20 protein-coding genes are annotated in these 19186 nt (G+C 74.8%); 19 read left to right on the forward strand and 1 reads right to left on the reverse strand.

Translation table 11 applies throughout. The features are described 5' to 3' along the window. Positions 1-14: 14 nt before the first annotated feature. The 15 genes from JOE63_RS09960 (at position 15) to JOE63_RS10030 (ending at position 14635) form a co-directional block, all read left to right on the forward strand. Positions 15-1877, forward strand: a complete 1863-nt coding sequence (locus JOE63_RS09960) for a [protein-PII] uridylyltransferase (protein WP_204541059.1) — start codon at positions 15-17, stop codon at positions 1875-1877. Between the two features lie 112 nt (positions 1878-1989). Beyond that, positions 1990-3600 carry a signal recognition particle protein gene (ffh, locus tag JOE63_RS09965; RefSeq protein WP_087471726.1) on the forward strand — a complete coding sequence of 537 codons (1611 nt, stop codon included), beginning with the start codon at positions 1990-1992 and terminating at the stop codon, positions 3598-3600. Positions 3601-3774: 174 nt separating this feature from the next. Continuing rightward, positions 3775-4899, forward strand: coding sequence for an amidohydrolase family protein (locus JOE63_RS09970; RefSeq protein WP_204541062.1), 1125 nt, complete (start codon positions 3775-3777; stop codon positions 4897-4899). A 171-nt stretch (positions 4900-5070) separates the two neighbouring features. After that, positions 5071-5508 carry a 30S ribosomal protein S16 gene (rpsP, locus tag JOE63_RS09975; protein WP_087471728.1) on the forward strand — a complete coding sequence of 146 codons (438 nt, stop codon included), beginning with the start codon at positions 5071-5073 and terminating at the stop codon, positions 5506-5508. Then, the gene (locus tag JOE63_RS09980; RefSeq protein ID WP_087471729.1) at positions 5508-5747 is read left to right on the forward strand and encodes an RNA-binding protein; all 240 of its coding nucleotides are present in this window, start codon (positions 5508-5510) and stop codon (positions 5745-5747) included. Before rpsP ends, JOE63_RS09980 begins: the two co-directional genes overlap by 1 nt. Before the next feature lie 141 nt (positions 5748-5888). Next, on the forward strand, positions 5889-6482 hold the full coding sequence (rimM, locus tag JOE63_RS09985) for a ribosome maturation factor RimM (RefSeq protein WP_204541065.1): 594 nt from the start codon (positions 5889-5891) through the stop codon (positions 6480-6482). Between the two features lie 2 nt (positions 6483-6484). After that, complete coding sequence (trmD, locus tag JOE63_RS09990) at positions 6485-7306, forward strand: tRNA (guanosine(37)-N1)-methyltransferase TrmD (RefSeq protein ID WP_204541068.1); 822 nt, start codon at positions 6485-6487, stop codon at positions 7304-7306. Positions 7307-7593: 287 nt separating this feature from the next. Beyond that, on the forward strand, positions 7594-7953 hold the full coding sequence (gene rplS / locus JOE63_RS09995) for a 50S ribosomal protein L19 (RefSeq protein ID WP_087472897.1): 360 nt from the start codon (positions 7594-7596) through the stop codon (positions 7951-7953). 144 nt (positions 7954-8097) lie between these two features. Continuing rightward, positions 8098-8928: a signal peptidase I gene (lepB, locus tag JOE63_RS10000; protein WP_244286117.1), complete on the forward strand. Its 831-nt coding sequence runs from the start codon at positions 8098-8100 to the stop codon at positions 8926-8928. Between the two features lie 59 nt (positions 8929-8987). Further along, positions 8988-9794 (forward strand): ribonuclease HII, encoded by an 807-nt coding sequence (locus JOE63_RS10005; RefSeq protein WP_374059018.1) that lies wholly within the window; start codon positions 8988-8990, stop codon positions 9792-9794. Between the two features lie 37 nt (positions 9795-9831). Further along, positions 9832-10131: a DUF2469 domain-containing protein gene (locus JOE63_RS10010; protein ID WP_024840525.1), complete on the forward strand. Its 300-nt coding sequence runs from the start codon at positions 9832-9834 to the stop codon at positions 10129-10131. A 115-nt stretch (positions 10132-10246) separates the two neighbouring features. Further along, on the forward strand, positions 10247-10606 hold the full coding sequence (locus JOE63_RS10015; RefSeq protein ID WP_087471732.1) for a YraN family protein: 360 nt from the start codon (positions 10247-10249) through the stop codon (positions 10604-10606). Further along, on the forward strand, positions 10606-12144 hold the full coding sequence (locus tag JOE63_RS10020) for a YifB family Mg chelatase-like AAA ATPase (RefSeq protein ID WP_087471733.1): 1539 nt from the start codon (positions 10606-10608) through the stop codon (positions 12142-12144). Before JOE63_RS10015 ends, JOE63_RS10020 begins: the two co-directional genes overlap by 1 nt. Further along, positions 12137-13477: a DNA-processing protein DprA gene (dprA, locus tag JOE63_RS10025; protein WP_307840023.1), complete on the forward strand. Its 1341-nt coding sequence runs from the start codon at positions 12137-12139 to the stop codon at positions 13475-13477. Before JOE63_RS10020 ends, dprA begins: the two co-directional genes overlap by 8 nt. 189 nt (positions 13478-13666) lie before the next feature. Continuing rightward, the gene (locus JOE63_RS10030) at positions 13667-14635 is read left to right on the forward strand and encodes a tyrosine recombinase XerC (protein WP_374059019.1); all 969 of its coding nucleotides are present in this window, start codon (positions 13667-13669) and stop codon (positions 14633-14635) included. A 23-nt stretch (positions 14636-14658) separates the two neighbouring features. On the opposite strand, the gene JOE63_RS10035 is transcribed toward JOE63_RS10030, so the two are convergent. Beyond that, positions 14659-15237 (reverse strand): M23 family metallopeptidase, encoded by a 579-nt coding sequence (locus JOE63_RS10035; RefSeq protein ID WP_204541071.1) that lies wholly within the window; start codon positions 15235-15237, stop codon positions 14659-14661. A gap of 431 nt (positions 15238-15668) precedes the next feature. Here JOE63_RS10035 and rpsB point away from each other — a divergent pair, with 431 nt between their 5' ends. The 4 genes from rpsB (at position 15669) to frr (ending at position 19179) form a co-directional block, all read left to right on the forward strand. Continuing rightward, positions 15669-16652, forward strand: coding sequence for a 30S ribosomal protein S2 (rpsB, locus tag JOE63_RS10040; protein ID WP_087471735.1), 984 nt, complete (start codon positions 15669-15671; stop codon positions 16650-16652). Positions 16653-16784: 132 nt separating this feature from the next. Beyond that, a complete protein-coding gene (gene tsf / locus JOE63_RS10045; protein ID WP_087471736.1) occupies positions 16785-17624 on the forward strand; it encodes a translation elongation factor Ts in 840 nt (279 codons plus the stop codon). 159 nt (positions 17625-17783) lie between these two features. Next, positions 17784-18539 (forward strand): UMP kinase, encoded by a 756-nt coding sequence (pyrH, locus tag JOE63_RS10050; RefSeq protein ID WP_087471737.1) that lies wholly within the window; start codon positions 17784-17786, stop codon positions 18537-18539. An 82-nt stretch (positions 18540-18621) separates the two neighbouring features. After that, positions 18622-19179 (forward strand): ribosome recycling factor, encoded by a 558-nt coding sequence (gene frr / locus JOE63_RS10055; protein WP_087471738.1) that lies wholly within the window; start codon positions 18622-18624, stop codon positions 19177-19179. Positions 19180-19186 lie beyond the last annotated feature (7 nt).

A 19186-nucleotide genomic window follows, 5' to 3' on the forward strand; every position in this document is an offset into this window, starting at 1 on the left:
CGACGGACCATCGGATGACCGACCACGCCGACACCCCGACCACGGGCGGGGTCGCGGGGGGATCGGCGGGGCGCCTCGAGCAGCAGCCGGGCGAGCAGAGCGCGGAGGTCCCGCACCCCGAGGGGGTGCGGGACCTCCGCGCGCGGATGCTCGACGTCGCGCGGTCCAGGAGCGGACCCGGCCGCAGCGGCGTCGCGCGCCGGGCCGCCGTCGTCGACCTCGTGACGTCGTCGCTGCAGGGCCTGTGGCGCGAGGCGACGGACGGGGTCGCGCCCGACGGCATCGCGCTCGCCGCCGTGGGCAGCCTTGGCCGGGGCGACATGGGGCCCGCGAGCGACCTCGACCTCGTCCTCGTCCACGACGGCCGCAGCCACGGGGCCGACGACGTCGCGCGCGTCGCCGAGCGCCTGTGGTACCCGCTCTGGGACGCCGGGGTCGACCTCGACCACTCGGTGCGCTCGCTCTCCCAGTGCCGCCAGGTGGCCTCCAAGGACGTCCCTGCGGCCGTGGGCTGGCTCGACGTGCGCGCGGTGGCCGGCGACGCGGTAGTCGTGCACCGGGCGTCGTCCGCGGTCCTCACCGACTGGCGGTCCGCGTCGCGCCGCCGCCTGCCCGACCTGCTCTCCTCGACGCGCGAGCGCGCGGAGCGGTCCGGCGAGCTCGCGTACCTCATCGAGCCCGACCTCAAGGAGTCGCGCGGCGGCATCCGGGACGCAGTCGTGCTCTCGGCGCTCGCGGCGACGTGGCTCACCGACCGCCCGCACGGGTCGGTCGACCGGGCGCACGCGCACCTGCTGGACGTGCGCGACACCCTGCAGGTCGTCACCGGCCGGCACACGAGCCGGCTCCTGCTCGCCGACCTCGACGAGGTCGCCGCGCTGTCCGGGTTCGACGACCCCGACGAGTTGCTCGCGAGCCTCGCCGCAGCGGGGCGCGAGGTCTCCTACGCGCTCGACACCACGGTCCGTCGTGCGCGCCAGGCGCTCCAGCGGCCGTCGATCGCCCGCCGTCCCGTCCTGGTCCGGGGCCGCCGCGCGGCACCTCGGCTGCGCTCCGTCGGTGACGGGCTCGTCGAGCACGACGGCGAGCTCGTGCTCGCGGTGGACGCCCACCCCGCGTCCGACCCGCTCCTGTCGCTGCGCGCCGCCGCCACCGCCGCGCGGACCGGACTCACCCTCTCGCCCGTGTCCGTCGCCAGTCTCGCCCAGTGCCCGCCCCTGCCCGAGCCGTGGCCGCGCGCCGCGCGGGCGGCGTTCCTCTCGCTGCTGGGCTCGGGGCAGGCTCAGGTCGCCGTGTGGGAGGCGCTCGACCTCGCCGGCGTGGTGACCACGTGGATCCCCGAGTGGGCGGGCGTGCGGAACCGCCCGCAGCGCGCCGCCGTGCACCGGCACACCGTCGACCGGCACCTCGTGGAGGTCGTGGCCAGGGCGGCCCGGGACCGCAAGGACGTCGAGCGACCGGACCTGCTCCTGCTGTCCGCGGTGCTGCACGACATCGGCAAGCGGGCGGGCGCGGAGGACCACTCCGTCGAGGGAGCGCGCCTGGTGCCCGCGATCCTCGGCCGCATGGGCTTCGAGCCCGAGGTCGTGGCCGACGTGGAGCGCCTCGTGCGGCACCACCTGACGCTGTCCCGGCTCGCGGTGAGCGCGGACCCGGACGACCCGGCGACGGTCGCCGAGCTCGCGGACGCCGTCGACCACCGGGCGGACCTCCTCGGGGTGCTGCGCGCGCTCACGGAGGCGGACGCGTCGTCCCTCGGGCCGAGCGCGTGGACCGCGTGGCGGGCGCGGCTCGTCGACGACCTCGTGGGGGAGACGCTGCGCGCGCTGGGCGCTGTGCGGAAGGACGTGCCGGGAGACCCGGACGCCGCCGGGTAGGCTGGTCCCTCGCGGACGGCCCGTCCTCTTCCAGCCCGCGCCCGGTCTCGGGCGACGGCAGGTGGGAGCGCCGCCGCGGACGAGACTTCCGACGACTGGTGAGGATGACGCGGTGTTCAACACGCTGTCGGACCGACTGACATCGACCTTCAAGAACCTGCGTTCCAAGGGCCGGCTGTCCGAGGCGGACATCGACGCGACGATCCGGGAGATCCGGCGCGCGCTGCTCGACGCCGACGTGGCGGTGCCCGTCGTGCGCGAGTTCAGCGCGACCGTGCGCGAGCGGGCGCTCTCGTCCGAGGTGTCGGGCGCGCTCAACCCGGCGCAGCAGGTCGTGAAGATCGTCAACGAGGAGCTCGTCGGCATCCTCGGCGGCGAGAGCCGGGGGCTGCGGTTCTCCAAGACGCCGCCGACGGTCATCATGCTCGCGGGCCTCCAGGGCGCGGGCAAGACGACGCTGGCCGGAAAGCTGGCGCTGCACCTGCGCGAGCAGGGGCACACGCCGCTCCTCGTCGCCGCGGACCTCCAGCGTCCGAACGCCGTCACCCAACTCAGCGTGGTCGGCGAGCGCGCCGGGGTCCCGGTGTTCGCCCCGCACCCGGGCAACCAGAGCGGGGTCGAGGTCGACGACGTCATCGGCGACCCCGTCGCCGTCGCGCGCGACGGCGTCGAGACCGCCCGCCAGCGCCAGCACGACGTCGTCATCGTCGACACCGCCGGCCGCCTCGGTCTCGACGCGGTGCTCATGCAGCAGGCCTCGGACATCCGCGACGCCGTCCAGCCGGACGAGGTCCTCTTCGTCATCGACGCGATGATCGGCCAGGACGCCGTCGCGACCGCGAAGGCGTTCGAGGAGGGCGTCGACTTCACGGGCGTCGTGCTCACGAAGCTCGACGGCGACGCGCGCGGTGGTGCCGCGCTGTCGGTGCGCGGCGTCACGGGGCGCCCGATCCTCTTCGCCTCCACGGGCGAGAAGCTCACCGACTTCGAGGCGTTCCACCCGGACCGGATGGCGTCACGCATCCTCGACATGGGCGACGTCCTCACGCTCATCGAGCAGGCCGAGAAGGCGTTCGACGCCGAGCAGGCCGCGAAGATGGCGGAGAAGGTCGCCTCGGGGCAGGACTTCACGCTCGCGGACTTCCTGGTGCAGATGCAGCAGATGAAGAACATGGGCTCGATGAAGAAGATGCTCGGGATGCTCCCGGGCATGGGCCAGATGCGTGAGGCGCTCGACAACTTCGACGAGCGCGAGGTCGACCGCATCGAGGCGATCATCCGCTCGATGACCCCCGCGGAGCGCGACAACCCGAAGATCATCAACGGCTCGCGCCGCGCCCGCATCGCGCGCGGCTCCGGCGTGACGACGAGCGACGTCAACCAGCTCCTCGAGCGGTTCGCCGGAGCGCAGAAGATGATGCGGCAGATGAGCCGCGGTGGCGGGATGCCGGGCATGCCGGGCATGGGCAACCTGCCGGGCATGGGTGGCAAGAAGGCGCGGGGCCGCCAGGCGCCGCAGCGCAAGGTCAAGGGCCGTTCCGGCAACCCGGCCAAGCGCGCGGAGCAGGAGCGCGCCGCCGCGGCCCGCGCGGCAGGCGAGGTCACGGGCCCGTCGGCACCCGCAGGCTCGGCGTTCGGCATGGGCCGGACCGACGAGCCCGCCCAGCCCGCTCCGGACGACCTCCAGCTCCCGCCCGGGTTCGAGAAGCTGCTGGGTCGCTGACCGCCTGCCGCCCGGGCGCGACACCTCGCTGAGCACCCGGGGCGCCACCCGGGCGCGCCTCGGGTGCGTCCCGCGGTCGCCCGAGCGCTAGGTTATGTCCGTGGCACCCGCCCGGTGCCTCCCCGTGCCCGCGAACCGGGCCGTCCGTCCTGACCGTCCTCACCCAGGAGCCGCATGTCCGCGCTGGAAGGCCCCACGCTGCACGTCCGCGGCCACGTCATCGTCGGCGACGACCGCGAGGTGGGCGACCTGTGGGTCAAGGACGGGCGGATCAGCCTCACGCGACCGTCCGCCCAGGGCACCAACATGGTCGAGCTGGAGGGCTGGGTCCTGCCCGGCCTCGTCGACGTGCACTGCCACGTCGGCCTGGGGGCTCAGGGCGCGGTCGACGCGGCGACGGCGCAGGACCAGGCCGTCTCGGACCGCGACAGCGGCGTCCTCCTCGTGCGCGACGCCGGCTCGCCGCTCGACACGCGGTGGGTGCACGGCCGGCGCGACCTGCCGCGCCTCGTGCGGGCCGGTCACCACCTCGCGCGCCCCAAGCGCTACCTGCGCAGCTACGGGCTCGAGCTCGACGACGTCGCACAGCTCCCCGAGGCCGTGCGGCGCGAGGCGCGCCAGGGCGACGGCTGGGTGAAGATCGTGGGCGACTGGATCGACCGCGACCTCGGGGCCGACGGCGACCTGCGACCGCTGTGGCCCGACGAGGTGCTCGCCGAGGCCGTCGCCGCGGCGCACGCCGAGGCCGCGCGCGTCACCGTGCACGCCTTCTCCGAGGAGGTGATCCCGTCCCTGCTCGCCGCGGGCGTGGACGGGATCGAGCACGGCACGGGGATCGACCCGGACCTCATGTACGAGATCTCCGAGCGCGGGGTCGCCGTCACGCCGACCCTGCTGCAGGTCGGTCAGTTCGAGGCCATCGCCCGGCAGGCCGACGGGAAGTACCCGGTCTTCGCAGCGCGCATGCGACGGCTCCACGAGCGCCGGTACGAGCAGGCGCGGGCGCTGTACGAGGCGGGCATCCAGATCCTCGTCGGGACGGACGCGGGCGGGACGATCGGGCACGGCCGCCTCGCGGACGAGTGCGCCGAGCTCGTGGCCGCCGGCATCCCCGACGCGGCGGTGGTCGCGGCGGCGAGCTGGCAGGGCCGGGAGTACCTCGGGTACACGTCCCTCGTCGAGGGCGCGTCCGCGGACTTCGTCGTGTACCCGCAGGACCCGCGCCAGGACGTCGGAGTCCTGCGCGCCCCGACCGCGGTGGTGCTCCGCGGCGAGATCGTCGCCCCGCACGCCGGCTGAACGGTCGCGCGCGGGTTGGTCCCGGCGGGTCCGGTCTGGCACAATGTCCCGGTACTCGGCGTGCCCCGGCCCCTCTCTCCGGCGCGTGCCGTGTCCTGAACCCCTTCCTCGTCCTGTCCCCACGGGGCGGGTCCGGGTTCGCCCGAACCAGAACCAGGAGAGACCACCACTGTGGCCGTCAAGATTCGTCTGAAGCGTCTCGGCAAGATCCGTGCGCCGTACTACCGTGTCGTCGTCGCGGACTCGCGCACCAAGCGTGACGGTCGCGTGATCGAGGAGATCGGCAAGTACCACCCGACCGAGGAGCCCTCGTTCATCGAGATCACCTCGGACCGCGCCCAGTACTGGCTCGGTGTCGGCGCGCAGCCGTCCGAGCAGGTGCTCGCGCTCCTCAAGATCACGGGCGACTGGCAGAAGTTCAAGGGCCTCCCCGGCGCCGAGGGCACGCTCAAGGTCAAGGGCGAGAAGGTCGACCCGACCGCCGCGATCGAGGCTGCCGCCGCCGACGCCGAGAAGGTCAAGGCCAAGGCCGCGGAGAAGAAGACCGAGGCTCCGGCCGAGGAGCCCGCCGACGCGGCCGACGAGGCCGCTGCCGACGAGCAGGCCTGATGATCGCCGACGCGCTCGAGCACCTCGTGCGCGGCATCGTGGACAACCCGGACGACGTCCGGGTGAGCGCGAAGACGCTGCGTCGCGGTGACCTGCTCGAGGTCCGGGTGCACCCGGACGACCTCGGTCGCGTGATCGGTCGTGGCGGGCGCACCGCTCGTGCCCTGCGCACGGTGATCGGCGCGCTCGCGACCGACGGGCCGGTCCGCGTCGACGTCGTGGACGTCGACCGCCGCTGAGGCCCGCACCATCGTGCCCCGCGAGGGGCCACGGGCATGGCCCGGCCCGCCGACCGGCAGGCCGGGCCTTCCTGTACCCACAGACCGATCGGACGCCCACCCGGCGCCGCCCGGACCAGGATCACCAGAGGAGTGACGACCATGGAGCTGACCGTCGCGCGCGTCGGCAAGGCGCACGGACTGCGTGGCGAGGTCGCGCTCGACCTGCGCACCGACGAGCCCGAGGAGCGCCTCGGGGTGGGCGCGCGCCTGGAGACGCGCCCCGCGACCGCCGGCCCGCTGACCGTGGGGACCGTGCGCGTGCACCAGGGGCGCTGGCTCGTCGGGTTCGAGGGCGTTCGCGACCGCACTGCCGCGGAGGCCCTGCGCGGCGTCGAGCTCGTGGTCGAGGTCGACGCGTCCGACGAGGAGGACGCCTGGTACCCGCACGAGCTCGCAGGCCTCCGCGCGGAGGACGAGGACGGCCGCGTGCTCGGGCGCATCGACGGACTCGAGCACCTGCCCGCGCACGACGTCCTCGTCCTGCGCGAGACGGGCGGCGCCCGCACGCTCGTCCCGTTCGTCCGGCAGATCGTCCCGGTCGTCGACGTGGCCGGTGGGCGGGTCGTGCTCGACCCGCCGGGCGGGCTGCTCGCGTCGGACGCGGACCGGCTCGAGGTGGCGACCCCGGACGGCGGCGACGCGGCCGGCTCTGTCGCGCGCGGGCAGGACGACCAGCGCGACGGCGAGGCCTGACCGTGCGTATCGACGTCGTCACGATCTTCCCCGACTACCTCGCCGCACTCGACCTGTCGCTCGTCGGCAAGGCGCGCGCCGCGGGGATCCTCGACCTGCGCGTCCACGACCTGCGGGACTGGACGACGGACCGGCACCGCACCGTGGACGACACGCCCTTCGGCGGCGGGGCAGGCATGGTCATGCGTCCCGACGTGTGGGGCCGCGCGATCGACGACGTGGCGGGCCTCTCGACCGGGACGGCGGACGGGGCCGGGGCGAGCGCGGTGCACCTGGTCGTGCCGACGCCGTCGGGCGAGACCTTCACGCAGCGCACGGCGGAGGCGCTCGCGACCGAGGAGCACCTCGTCGTCGCCTGCGGACGCTACGAGGGGATCGACGCGCGCGTCGCCGAGCACTACCGGGCGGCCGGGATGCGGGTCAGCGAGCTGTCGATCGGCGACTACGTCCTCAACGGGGGAGAGGTCGCGGCGCTCGTCATGGTCGAGGCCGTCGGGAGGCTGCTGCCGGGGGTCGTCGGCAACCCCGAGTCGCTGGTCGAGGAGTCGCACGGCGCCGCGGGCCTGCTCGAGTACCCCGTGTACACGAAGCCGCCGGCCTGGGACGACCTCGAGGTGCCGGAGGTGCTGCTCTCGGGCCACCACGCGCGGATCCACCGCTGGCGTCGCGACCAGGCCCTGCGCCGGACCGCCGCACGGCGCCCGGACATGGTGCACGCGCTCGACGTCGACACGCTCGACCGGCACGACCTGGAGGTCCTCGCCGAGGCGGGGTGGGCCGTCGCCGACGGCCGCCTCGTCCTCTCCGGACGCGACGCGTCCTGACTCCACCTGACTCCACCGCCGCCGCGTGGGCCAGGTCCGCCACGGGCCGGCTGCCGCTCGACCCTCGGGGTGTGGCAGAATGGTCGATCGGTGTGTGCCGCCCCGGAACCTCTGCCACAGGGGAGCCCGCGCCCGGATCTTCGGGCGGACTGGCACGACGCGTCGACGACCGCGAGGTGGTCGACCGCCCGCGCGCAGCACGGCACACCCCACCGACAGACGACGACGGCCCGGCGCGCCCGGGCCACGAGCACGCGTCCGACCTGTGGCGGACGAGGAGAAGCACCATGCACACGCTGGACAGCGTCGACGCAGCATCGCTGCGCAGCGACGTCCCGGACTTCCGTCCCGGCGACACGCTCAAGGTCAACGTCAAGGTCGTCGAGGGCACCCGCTCCCGCGTCCAGGCGTTCCAGGGCGTCGTCATCGCCCGTCAGGGCAGCGGGATCCGTGAGACGTTCACGGTCCGCAAGATCAGCTTCGGCGTGGGTGTCGAGCGCACGTTCCCCGTGCACTCGCCGTCCATCGAGTCGGTCGAGGTCGTGACGCGCGGTGACGTGCGTCGCGCCAAGCTGTACTACCTGCGCGCGCTGCGCGGCAAGAAGGCGAAGATCAAGGAGAAGCGCGACACCGCGCCCGCTCGCTGATCGGCTGTCGGCAGCTCCTGCCGCTCCGCTCGAACGACGGCGGTCGTCCCCCCGGGGGACGGCCGCCGTCGTCGTCCCCCAGGACACGCGGTCCGAGGGCCGGTCCGTTTCTCGGAAGACGGCAGAAGGTGGCATTGTGAACGCGTGACCGACAGCGCCCCGCCCCGCGGCCCGCAGCCCGACGCCGGCACCGAGCGCGCGGCGCTCGGTCCTCGCGACGACGAGGAGACCCCGCAGCACGGGGAGCACCTCGCGGAGCCGGGTGCGCACCGGTCGGGCCGCGGGTCCGGGGAGCGCCCGGTGCGGAAGTCGTCGCTGCTGCGCGAGACGGCGATCATCGTGGTCAGCGCGCTGGTGCTCTCGCTGCTCATCAAGACGTTCCTGGTGCAGGCGTTCTTCATCCCGAGCGCGTCGATGGAGAACACGCTGGTCGAGGGTGACCGCGTGATGGTGTCCCGGCTCGTGCCCGGGGCGTTCGACGTGCACCGGGGCGACATCGTGGTGTTCAAGGACCCGGGCGGGTGGCTGCCGCCACCCGTGCCGCAGGCCGAGAGCCCGGTGTCGGAGGCGGTGCGTGCGGCGCTGACGTTCATCGGTCTGCTGCCGCAGGACACCGGCGAGCACCTCATCAAGCGGGTGATCGGCACGCCGGGCGACCACGTGGTGTGCTGCGACGCGGAGGGTCGGGTGAGCGTCAACGGGGTGTCGATCGACGAGACGTACATCAAGCCCGGCTCGATCCCCAGCCAGGACCCGTTCGACCGGACCGTCCCCGCCGACATGCTGTTCGTCATGGGCGACAACCGGCAGAACTCGGCGGACTCGCGCTACAACACGGGCAAGCCCGGCGGCGGGTTCGTGCCGATGGGCAACGTCGTGGGCACGGCGTTCGTCAAGGTCTGGCCGCTCTCCCACCTCGGTCTGCTGCGCAACCCCGGCGACGTGTTCGCCGACGTCCCCGCGGTGGAGCCGTGACGCTCGACGCGGTCGCCCCTCCCGCCGTCCCGGCGCCTGCCGATGCGCCAGTCGCCCCGGTGGACACGACACCTGCGCGCGTGCGCCGTGCTCCTGCGCGCCGCCGTCCGGACCTGCGCCAGGAGCGCGCGATGCTGCGCGACGGCGCGCGGCTCGTCGCCGGCATGGACGAGGTCGGTCGTGGCGCGCTCGCGGGTCCGGTCTCCGTGGGCGTCGTCGTCGTCGACCTCGCGACGAAGCCGTGCCCGCCCGGGCTCACCGACTCCAAGCTCCTCACCGCGGCCGCCCGCGAGGCCCTCGTGGCGCCCGCACGCTCGTGGTGCGTCGCCTGGGCCGTGGGCCACGCCGGTCCTGCCGAGATCGACGCGCACGGGATCGTCGGTGCGCTGCGCCTCGCGGGCCGCCGGGCGCTCGCCCAGGTGCGCCGCACGGTCGGCGACGTCGACGCCGTCCTCCTGGACGGCAAGCACGACTGGCTCAGCCGCCCTTCCGCGGTCGACCTCTTCGAGGCGTTCGACCTCGACCCGCACGACGACGAGCAGCTCGTCGACCCGCGCGTGCGCACGCTGGTCAAGGCCGACCTCCAGTGCGCCTCGGTCGCCGCGGCGAGCGTCCTCGCCAAGACCGAGCGCGACGGCCTCATGACCAGCCTCGCGCGGCAGTACCCCGGCTTCGGGTGGGACCAGAACAAGGGCTACGGCGCGGCGGCGCACGTCGAGGCTCTGCGCGAGCACGGCCCGACGCCGCAGCACCGCCGGTCCTGGCGGCTGCCCGAGCGGGGCGACGAGGGCCTCGACGCCCCGGCGTACGGGGCGCCCGTGGACGTCCTCGAGCTCGACCCCGACGCGGGCCTGCCCACGAGCTGAGGCGGGCGCGGAGCGCTCGATGGTCCATGATGGTGGCGTGAGCGCCGAAGACCTCGAGAACTACGAGACCGAGATGGAGCTCGCGCTGTACCGCGAGTACCGCGACGTGGTGGGCCTGTTCTCGTACGTGGTGGAGACCGAACGTCGCTTCTACCTGGCGAACCAGGTGGACCTCCAGGTGCGTTCCGCCGCGGGCGAGGTGTACTTCGAGCTGCGGCTCGCCGACGCGTGGGTGTGGGACGTGTACCGGTCGGCGCGGTTCGTGAAGTCGGTCCGCGTGGTGACCTTCAAGGACGTCAACGTCGAGGAGCTCGCGAAGGCGGAGCTCCAGCTCTGACCACGGTCCTGGCCGTCCACAGGCCCCGTATCTGAGGGTCCCTTCCACAGATCGGCGCGGGCCGCTTGGCGCCGCGTCGCCCCCATCGCCCACGGTGGGCGGCGGAGGTGATCCCATGGGAGCGAAGGACGCCGTCGGGCGGTACGGGGAGAGGGTGGCCGCGGCCCACCTGGTCGAGGCGGGCTGGACCCTGCTCGACCGCAACTGGCGCGGGACGCGCGGCGAGCTCGACGTCGTCGCCATGGACGGCGACGTGCTGGTCGCCGTCGAGGTGAAGACGCGGCGCGGCACCGGCTTCGGGCACCCCGCCCAGGCCGTGACGCCCGCCAAGCTCGGCCGTCTGCGCCGGCTCACGGGGGAGTGGCTCGCGACGCACGACGTGCGCGCGCGGTCGGTCCGCATCGACGTCGTCGCGGTGCTCGTGGCCCGTGCGGGCGCGGCGCAGGTGGAGCACCTCGTCGGGGTGAGCGCCTGATGGGCCTCGGGACGACCCGGGCCGTCGCGCTCGTCGGGCTGTCGGGCCACGTCGTCGAGGTGCAGGCGCACCTCGCGGCCTCGGTGCCCGGCTTCGTGCTCGTCGGGCTCCCTGACGCGGCGCTCAGCGAGTCGCGGGACCGCGTGCGCGCGGCCGTCACCTCGTCGGGCATCCCGTGGCCCCAGCGCAAGGTCACGATCAACCTCTCGCCGGCGGCGCTCCCCAAGTCCGGCACGGGCTTCGACCTCGCGATCGCGGTCGCGCTCCTCGCCGGCGCCCAGGTCGTCCCCGTGCGCGCCGTGGAGGACGTGGTGCACCTCGGCGAGCTCGGCCTCGACGGCCGCCTCCAGCCCGTGCGCGGCGTCCTGCCCGCGGTGGCCGCGGCCGTCGCCGCCGGGTTCCTCGACGTCGTCGTGCCCGCGGCCGACGCCGACGAGGCCCGCCTGGTCCCCGGCGCGCGCGTCGTGGGGGCGACGACGCTCGCCGACGTCGCGCGGCTCCACGGGGCGTCGCTCGACGACGGGGGCGGTGACGTGTCGCCGGTCGTGGTGCCCCGGGCCGCCGCAGAGCGTCCGCGGCCGGGCGACCTCGCCGACGTCGTCGGGCAGGAGGAGGCCCGGCACGCGCTCGAGGTCGCTGCCGCGGGAGGGCATCACCTGCTGCTCGTCGGCGCGCCGGGAGCGGGCAAGACGATGCTCGCCTCCCGCCTGCCCGGGATCCTGCCCGACCTCACCGAGGGCGAGGCCGTCGAGGTGACGGCGGTCCACTCGGTGGCCGGGGTGTTCGACCCGGGAGCCGGGCTCGTGCGTCGTCCGCCGTACGAGGATCCCCACCACACGGCGACGCCGGCGGCGATCGTCGGGGGCGGCAGCGGCCTGCCGCGGCCGGGTGCCGCGTCGCGCGCCCATCGCGGGGTCCTCTTCCTGGACGAGGCCCCCGAGTTCGGGGCGCGCGTGCTGCAGACCCTGCGCCAGCCGCTCGAGCACGGTGAGCTCGTGATCCACCGAGCCGGCGGGACCGCACGCTATCCCGCGCGCTTCCAGCTCGTCCTCGCGGCGAACCCGTGCCCGTGCGGCAAGGGCGTCGGCAAGGGGCTCGAGTGCACGTGCTCGCCCGTCGCGCAGCGTCGCTACTTCGGCCGGCTGTCCGGGCCGCTCCTGGACCGGGTCGACGTCCAGGTCGAGGTCCGCCCCGTCACCCGGGTCGAGCGCGCGGGCACCGTGCGGCCGGAGTCGAGCGCGGCGGTCGCCCGACGGGTGGCCGCCGCCCGGGAGACGGCGTCCGCGCGCCTGGCGGGGACGCCATGGCGGACGAACGCCGAGGTGCCCGGTACCTGGTTGCGCGACCGGCTGGGGCCCGACCCGGGCCTGCTGAACGACGTCGACACCGCGCTCGACCGCGGCACGCTGAGCCTGCGCGGCGCGGACCGCGTGCTGCGCCTCGCCTGGACGGTCGCCGACCTCGCCGGGCACGCCGCACCCACGCGCGCCGACGTCGGCGCGGGGCTCGCGCTCCGGACGCGGGGCTACCGTGGCTGAGCGCCGGGCGGGCCCGTCGACGCCCGTGCGCCCGGTGTTCGACGTCACTGACGACCGGCTCGCCCGGGCGGCGTGGTCGCGTCTGGCCGAGCCGGGGGACGAGGTCGCGGTCGCGCTCGTCGAGCAGCTCGGGGCCTCGGCCGCGCTCGCCTGGCTCGTCGAGGCGGTGAACGACCCGGCCGGGGCCCGCCGCGAGCTCGTCGGGCTCGCGGCGGGAGACGGCGAAGACCGGGAGAGGCTGAACGGGCTGCTCGGGGTCGCCGGGGCTGGCGCCGGGGCGCCGACCGACGATCCGTGCGCGCGCGGTCGCGACCCGCGGAGCGGGCCCGTCGCGCGGCTCCTGCGCGCTGTCGCGCGGTGGGCGCCGCGGCTCGACGGGCTCGACCCGCGCCGCGAGCTCCACGTGCTGGACCGCCTCGACGGCTCCCTCGTCGTCCCGGGCGACCCGGGGTGGCCGACGGCCCTCGACGACCTCGGGGCGGTCCGTCCGCTCGCGCTGTGGGTCCGCGGGTCGGACAGTCTGGCGGCGCTGGCCGCGCGGTCCGTCGCGGTGGTGGGGGCGCGCGCCTGCACGGACTACGGGCGCCACGTGACGGGCGAGATCGCGTCGGGACTCGTGACGCGCGGGTTCACGGTCGTCTCGGGCGGCGCGTACGGCATCGACGCCGCGGCGCACCGTGCGGCGCTCGTCTCGGGCGGTCCGACCGTCGCGTTCCTCGCGGGCGGGGTGGACCGGCTCTACCCGGTCGGCAACACGGAGCTCCTCCGGGCCGTCGTGGGAACCGGGGGCGCGGTGGTGTCGGAGGTGCCGCCGGGCTCCGTGCCCAGCCGGGTCCGGTTCCTGCTGCGCAACCGGCTCATCGCGGCGTTCGCGGGCGCGACCGTGGTCGTGGAGGCGGCCTGGCGCTCCGGGTCGCTGAGCACGGCGGTCCGCGCCGCCGAGCTCTCGCGACCGGTCGGCGCCGTCCCCGGACCCGTGACGTCGATGGCGTCGACCGGCTGTCACCGGCTCCTGCGCGACGGCGCCGCCGTGTGCGTGACCGACGCCGACGAGGTGGCGGAGCTGGCCGGAGCGCTGGCGCGGGACGCGGCACCGGCGGCCCCGGCCGCGGGGACGCGCAGGGCGCCTCGCGACGCCGTGTACGACGGTCTCGACGCCGTCGAGACCCGGGCGTGGGACGCGCTACCGCTGCGGTCGGGTGCCCCGACGGACGCGGTCGCCCGGTCGGCGGGGCTCGCGGTCCCGGAGGCCGTCGGTGCCCTCGGTCGGCTCGAGATCCGGGGCCTGGCCGAGCGGGTGCCGGGCGGCTGGCGGCGCGTGCGCGCGGGGTGAGGAGGCCCGCCGGGCGGAGACGACGAGGACCCGCCGGGGAGGGAGCCCGGAGGAGCGCGCGAGGAGCCGGCGCGGCGCGTGGAGCAGGGGTGGCGGCGAGTCGGCGCGGAGGACGGGTCGCCCCGGCCTCCGGGCAGAGACGCGGAGCGCCTCCCGCGGCCGTGCGGTGCCGCGCGCGAGACTGGGGGAGTGACCCGCTCGACCCGTCCCGACGACGCCGACGCACCCGACGAGCGCCAGGCCGACGCCCTGCCGCCCGCGCTCGACGCGGCGCTCGCGGACTTCGGGACGTATCTCGAGGTCGCTCAGGGCTCGTCCGCCCACACGGTGCGCGCGTACACGGGCGACGTCGAGTCGCTCCTGGGCCACGCCGTGCGGAACGGGGCGTCGTCGCCGGAGGACGTCGACCTCGCGGCCCTGCGCGCGTGGCTGACCGAGCAGTCCGAGCGCGGGCTCGCCCGGGCGACGCTCGCGCGCCGGGGTGCGGCCGCGCGGGCGTTCTTCGACTGGGCGCGGCGGACCGGGCGCGTGGTTGCGGACCCGGCGGCCCGGCTCGCGAGCCCGCGCGTCCCGCGCACCCTGCCGACCGTGCTCACGGCCGACGCGGCGGGCAGGTTGCTCGACGCCGCGCGGGAGGCGGCGGCCGCGGGCGACCCTGCCCGGTTGCGCGAGTGGGCCGCCGCCGAGCTGCTGTACGGGGCCGGGATCCGCGTGGGCGAGCTCGCGGGGATCGACGTGGACGACGTCGACCTGTCGCAGCGGGTCGTCCGGGTGCTCGGCAAGGGGGACAAGGAGCGCGTCGTGCCGTTCGGCGTCCCGGCGGCACGAGCAGTGACGCGCTGGCTGGACTCGGGGCGGCCGGCGCTCGTGACGGAGCGGTCGGGCGCGGCGCTCCTCGTCGGGGACCGGGGCGGTCGGTGGGGGCAGCGGCAGGTGCGCGACGTCGTGCACCGGCTCGCGCTCGCGGCCGGGGTCGACGACGTCGCCCCGCACGACCTGCGGCACAGCGCCGCGACGCACCTCCTCGCCGGCGGCTCCGACCTGCGCAGTGTGCAGGAGATCCTGGGGCACTCCTCGCTCGCGACGACGCAGCGCTACACCCACGTGACGGCCGAGCGGCTGCGCAGCTCGTTCGAGCAGGCCTTCCCGCGGGCCTGAGGCTCCGGGCGCGGGTCCTCCGGTCACGGCTCCCCGAGCGGGAGGAGCACGATCGGCGGTCGCTCGCCGAGCAGCGCGAGCGGGTCGACGTACCGCTCGCCCCGCCGCTCGCCCCAGTGCACGCAGGTGCCCGCGCAGTGGCCCGCGACCGCCCCGCCGTCCGCGGGTCCTTGCACGGTCCCGACGACGCTCCCCGCGGCGACGCGCGTCCCCCGCGGCGCCACGGCGGTGACCGGCTCGAGCGACGTGCGCAGGCCGTCGTCGTGCGTGACGACCACCACGTCGCGGCCCGCGACGGGTCCGGCGAACGTGACGACCCCCGGTGCCGGGGCCAGGACGTTCTCCCCGGTGCCCGCGGCGAGGTCGACGCCCCGGTGGCCGGGCAGCCAGTCGTGCAGCGGCGGGTCGAACGGCGCGAGCACGCCGAGCGCGTCGGGCGCGCGGTCGAGCGGCGGAACCCAGCCGGGGGACGCGGCCGAGGCGGCGACCAGGCGCCCGCCCGGCGCGGCAGTCGCCGCCGGGGCCAGGACGAGCAGGAGCGCGGACAGCGCGAGGGCGACCGCACGGCGCCGGGCGGTCACAGGAGTACGGTCGAGAGCCATCGCGCCAGGGTGCCCGACGCGGTCCGCGGCCGGGCGGCGGGAGTCGGTGGCCTGTGGACGACGGGTCTCGGCCGCACCGGGGACCGGCGGCTGTGGTCGGCCCTGCCGTCGGGTAGACTTGCCGCTGCGACCGGCGCGTTCGCCGTGCCCGGCCCGAGGTGCTCATCTCGGCCGAGGACGGAGCCGGTCGACTTCGCGCGTCACGTCCTCGCCCATCTTCCCGGCTCCGCCGGACGGGCGGGGCCGCGTCCGACGTCGGTCCTGCTCGCACTGCTCGAACGGTGCGTCGCAGGCGTCGGCACGGGTGACGCCAGGGGTGCGACCACCAGGGTCGTCACCGACAACCGCACCGCGGTCCGTCCCACGGGAGGGGCCGCCAGAAGCGTGCGCGCACCGGGTGGATCCCGGGCCGCACGGCGAAAGGACGTGTCATGGCCGTCGTGACCATGCGCCAGCTCCTCGAGAGCGGTGTCCACTTCGGGCACCAGACCCGCCGTTGGAACCCGAAGATGAAGCGTTTCATCTTCACGGAGCGCAACGGCATCTACATCGTCGACCTCCAGCAGTCGCTGTCGTACATCGACCGCGCCTACGAGTTCGTCAAGGAGACCGTCGCGCACGGCGGCTCCATCCTCTTCGTCGGCACCAAGAAGCAGGCCCAGGAGCCCGTGGCCGAGCAGGCCGCGCGCGTCGGGATGCCCTACGTGAACCACCGCTGGCTCGGCGGCATGCTCACCAACTTCACCACGGTGCACAAGCGTCTCCAGCGCCTCAAGGAGCTCGAGGAGATCGACTTCGACGACGTCGCCGGCTCGTCGCTCACCAAGAAGGAGCTCCTCGTCCTGCGTCGCGAGAAGGACAAGCTCGCCCGCACGCTCGGCGGCATCCGCGACATGGCGAAGGTCCCCTCCGCCGTGTGGATCGTCGACACGAACAAGGAGCACCTCGCGGTCGACGAGGCGCGCAAGCTCCACATCCCGATCGTCGCGATCCTGGACACCAACTGCGACCCCGACGTCGTGGACTACAAGATCCCGGGCAACGACGACGCGATCCGCTCCGTGACGCTGCTCACGCGGGTCATCGCGGACGCCGTCGCCGAGGGTCTGCTCCAGCGCCACTCCGGCCGCTCGGGCGCCGAGGCCGAGGCGGGCGCCGAGGCCGAGCCGCTGGCCGAGTGGGAGCGCGAGCTCCTCGCCGGTGCCGAGAAGCAGCTCGAGGCTGACGAGACCGCCGCCGAGGCGAACGTCGAGGCGGCCGCGGCCGAGGAGGTCGCCGAGGCTGCAGCCGAGGTCGCCGCCGAGGAGCCGGGCGACGCCGCCGCCGAGGTCGTGGCCGAGGCCGCTGCCGAGGTCGCCGTCGTCGCCGACGCGGAGGCCGTGGTCGCCGACGCCGAGGCCGACGAGACCAAGTGACGTCCCGGGGTGCGCGGCGGGCGACCGCCGCGCACCCCGTCCCGTCCCACCGGCGCACCGCGCACCGGCACGGTGCCACCAGCACGTACCCGTGACGAAGAACCCGTGACGAACCACGAGTGAGGAACCACCATGGCGAACTACACCGCCGCTGACATCAAGGCGCTGCGCGAGCGCACCGGCGCCGGCATGCTCGACGTCAAGAAGGCTCTGGACGAGGCGGACGGCGACGCGGAGAAGGCGCTCGAGATCATCCGCGTCAAGGGTCTGAAGGGCGTCGCGAAGCGCGAGGGCCGCTCGACCTCCGAGGGCCTCATCGCCGTCGACATCCGCGACACCGAGGGTGGCCAGGTCGCGACGCTCATCGAGCTCAACTCCGAGACGGACTTCGTCGCGAAGAACGACACGTTCATCTCCCTCGCGGACCGCGTCCTCAAGGCAGTGGCCGAGGCCGGCGCGCGCGACGCCGACGCGGCGCTCGCCGCGGACGCCGACGGCGAGACCGTCCAGCAGGTCATCGACAACCAGGCCGCGACGCTCGGCGAGAAGATCGTCCTGCGCCGCGTGACCCGCGTCGCCGGCGAGCGCGTCACCGCGTACCTGCACCGCACCGCGCGCGACCTGCCGCCGTCGATCGGCGTCGTCGTCGCCACGGACGCCGCGGGCGAGGCCGTGGCGAAGGACGTCGCGCAGCACGTCGCCGCGATGTCCCCGACGTACCTGTCGCGCGACGAGGTCCCGGCCGACACGGTCGAGAACGAGCGCCGCATCGCCGAGGAGACCTCGCGCAACGAGGGCAAGCCCGAGGCCGCTCTGCCGAAGATCATCGAGGGTCGCCTGAACGGCTTCTTCAAGGACGTCGTCCTCGTCGACCAGCCGCTCGCGAAGGACCCGAAGAAGACGGTCGGCCAGGTCGTCTCCGAGGCCGGTGGCACCGTCACCGAGTTCGTGCGGTACCGCGTCGGCGCCTGACGCCCCCGTCGGCCCGGTCCCGTCGCCCCCGAGGCGACGGGACCGGGCCGACCGCGCACCCGGCTCCGGGCGCGCGACGACCGGCGTCGTGCCGCACCATCGGGTGGGACGACGGCGGAGCAGGAACACCCCGCCCCACCGGGCCAGGACGAAGGACAGGTGTCGACAGTGACGGCAGGCGAGCAGACCACGCCCCGCGAGGGGACCGAGCACCGGCGGGTGCTCCTCAAGCTGTCGGGCGAGACGTTCGGCGGCGGGCAGATCGGTCTGGCGCCCGACGTCGTCCAGCGTGTCGCCCAGGAGATCGCGGACGCGGTCGCCCAGGGCGTGCAGGTCGCCATCGTCGTCGGCGGGGGGAACTTCTTCCGCGGCGCCGAGCTCTCGCAGCGCGGGCTCGACCGTGCGCGCGCCGACTACATGGGCATGCTCGGGACCGTCATGAACTGCCTCGCGCTCCAGGACTTCCTCGAGCAGGCGGGGGTGAAGACGCGCGTGCAGACCGCCATCACCATGGGTCAGGTCGCCGAGCCGTACATCCCGCTGCGGGCGATCCGCCATCTCGAGAAGGGCCGCGTCGTCATCTTCGGCGCCGGCGCGGGCATGCCGTACTTCTCCACCGACACGGTCTCCGTGCAGCGCGCCCTGGAGACGCACTGCCAGGAGGTCCTCATGGGCAAGAACGGCGTGGACGGCGTCTACACGGCGGACCCGCGCAAGGACCCGTCGGCGACGAAGCTCGACCACCTCACGTACACCGACGCGCTCGTCAACGACCTCGGGGTCATGGACGCGACGGCGCTGAGCCTGTGCCGGGACAACGACGTGCGGATGCGCGTGTTCGGCATGAGCGAGCCGGGGAACGTCACGCGTGCCCTGGTCGGCGAGAATATTGGCACACTGGTCACGACCGACTGACGCCGGCGCCGTCACACCGGCGGTTCACGACGGCTCGTGCCGGACACGTACGACCCCACCGACGAACGACGAAGGAGCACTGGTGATCGACGAGACCCTCCTCGAGGCCGAGGAGAAGATGGACAAGGCCGTCGAGGTGGCCAAGGAGGACTTCGCCGCGATCCGCACGGGCCGTGCGAACGCCGCGATGTTCAACAAGATCACGGTCGACTACTACGGTGCGCCGACGCCGCTGCAGCAGCTCGCGTCGTTCACGGTGACCGAGGCGCGCACGATCCTCGTCTCCCCGTTCGACAAGAGCTCGATCACCGCGGTCGAGAAGTCGCTGCGCGACTCCGACCTCGGCGTGAACCCCTCGAACGACGGCAACGTCGTCCGCGTCGTGCTGCCCGCCCTCACGGAGGAGCGCCGCCGTGACTTCGTGAAGCTCGCGAAGTCGAAGGCCGAGGACTCGCGCGTCTCGATCCGCAACGTGCGTCGTCGTGCCAAGGAGGAGCTGGACCGCATCGCGCGTGACGGCGAGGCCGGCGAGGACGAGGTCGGGCGCGCCGAGAAGGAGCTCGAGGCCCTCACCAAGGCGCACGTGGACCAGGTCGACGCTCTCCTCGCGGGCAAGGAGAGCGAGCTGCTCGAGGTCTGAGCACCTC

Source organism: Cellulosimicrobium cellulans (genome assembly GCF_016907755.1).
GTDB classification, from domain to species: Bacteria; Actinomycetota; Actinomycetes; order Actinomycetales; family Cellulomonadaceae; genus Cellulosimicrobium; species Cellulosimicrobium cellulans_D.

Bases quoted from the DNA above. Each gene is read 5' to 3' on its own strand.
- JOE63_RS09960 (WP_204541059.1), top strand. From the start codon at position 15: ATGACCGACCACGCCGACACCCCGACCACGGGCGGGGTCGCGGGGGGA.
- JOE63_RS09970 (WP_204541062.1), top strand. From the start codon at position 3,775: ATGTCCGCGCTGGAAGGCCCCACGCTGCACGTCCGCGGCCACGTCATC.
- JOE63_RS09980 (WP_087471729.1), top strand. From the start codon at position 5,508: ATGATCGCCGACGCGCTCGAGCACCTCGTGCGCGGCATCGTGGACAAC.
- rimM (WP_204541065.1), top strand. From the start codon at position 5,889: ATGGAGCTGACCGTCGCGCGCGTCGGCAAGGCGCACGGACTGCGTGGC.
- rplS (WP_087472897.1), top strand. From the start codon at position 7,594: ATGCACACGCTGGACAGCGTCGACGCAGCATCGCTGCGCAGCGACGTC.
- JOE63_RS10015 (WP_087471732.1), top strand. From the start codon at position 10,247: ATGGGAGCGAAGGACGCCGTCGGGCGGTACGGGGAGAGGGTGGCCGCG.
- JOE63_RS10020 (WP_087471733.1), top strand. From the start codon at position 10,606: ATGGGCCTCGGGACGACCCGGGCCGTCGCGCTCGTCGGGCTGTCGGGC.
- JOE63_RS10035 (WP_204541071.1), bottom strand. From the start codon at position 15,237: ATGGCTCTCGACCGTACTCCTGTGACCGCCCGGCGCCGTGCGGTCGCC.
- rpsB (WP_087471735.1), top strand. From the start codon at position 15,669: ATGGCCGTCGTGACCATGCGCCAGCTCCTCGAGAGCGGTGTCCACTTC.
- tsf (WP_087471736.1), top strand. From the start codon at position 16,785: ATGGCGAACTACACCGCCGCTGACATCAAGGCGCTGCGCGAGCGCACC.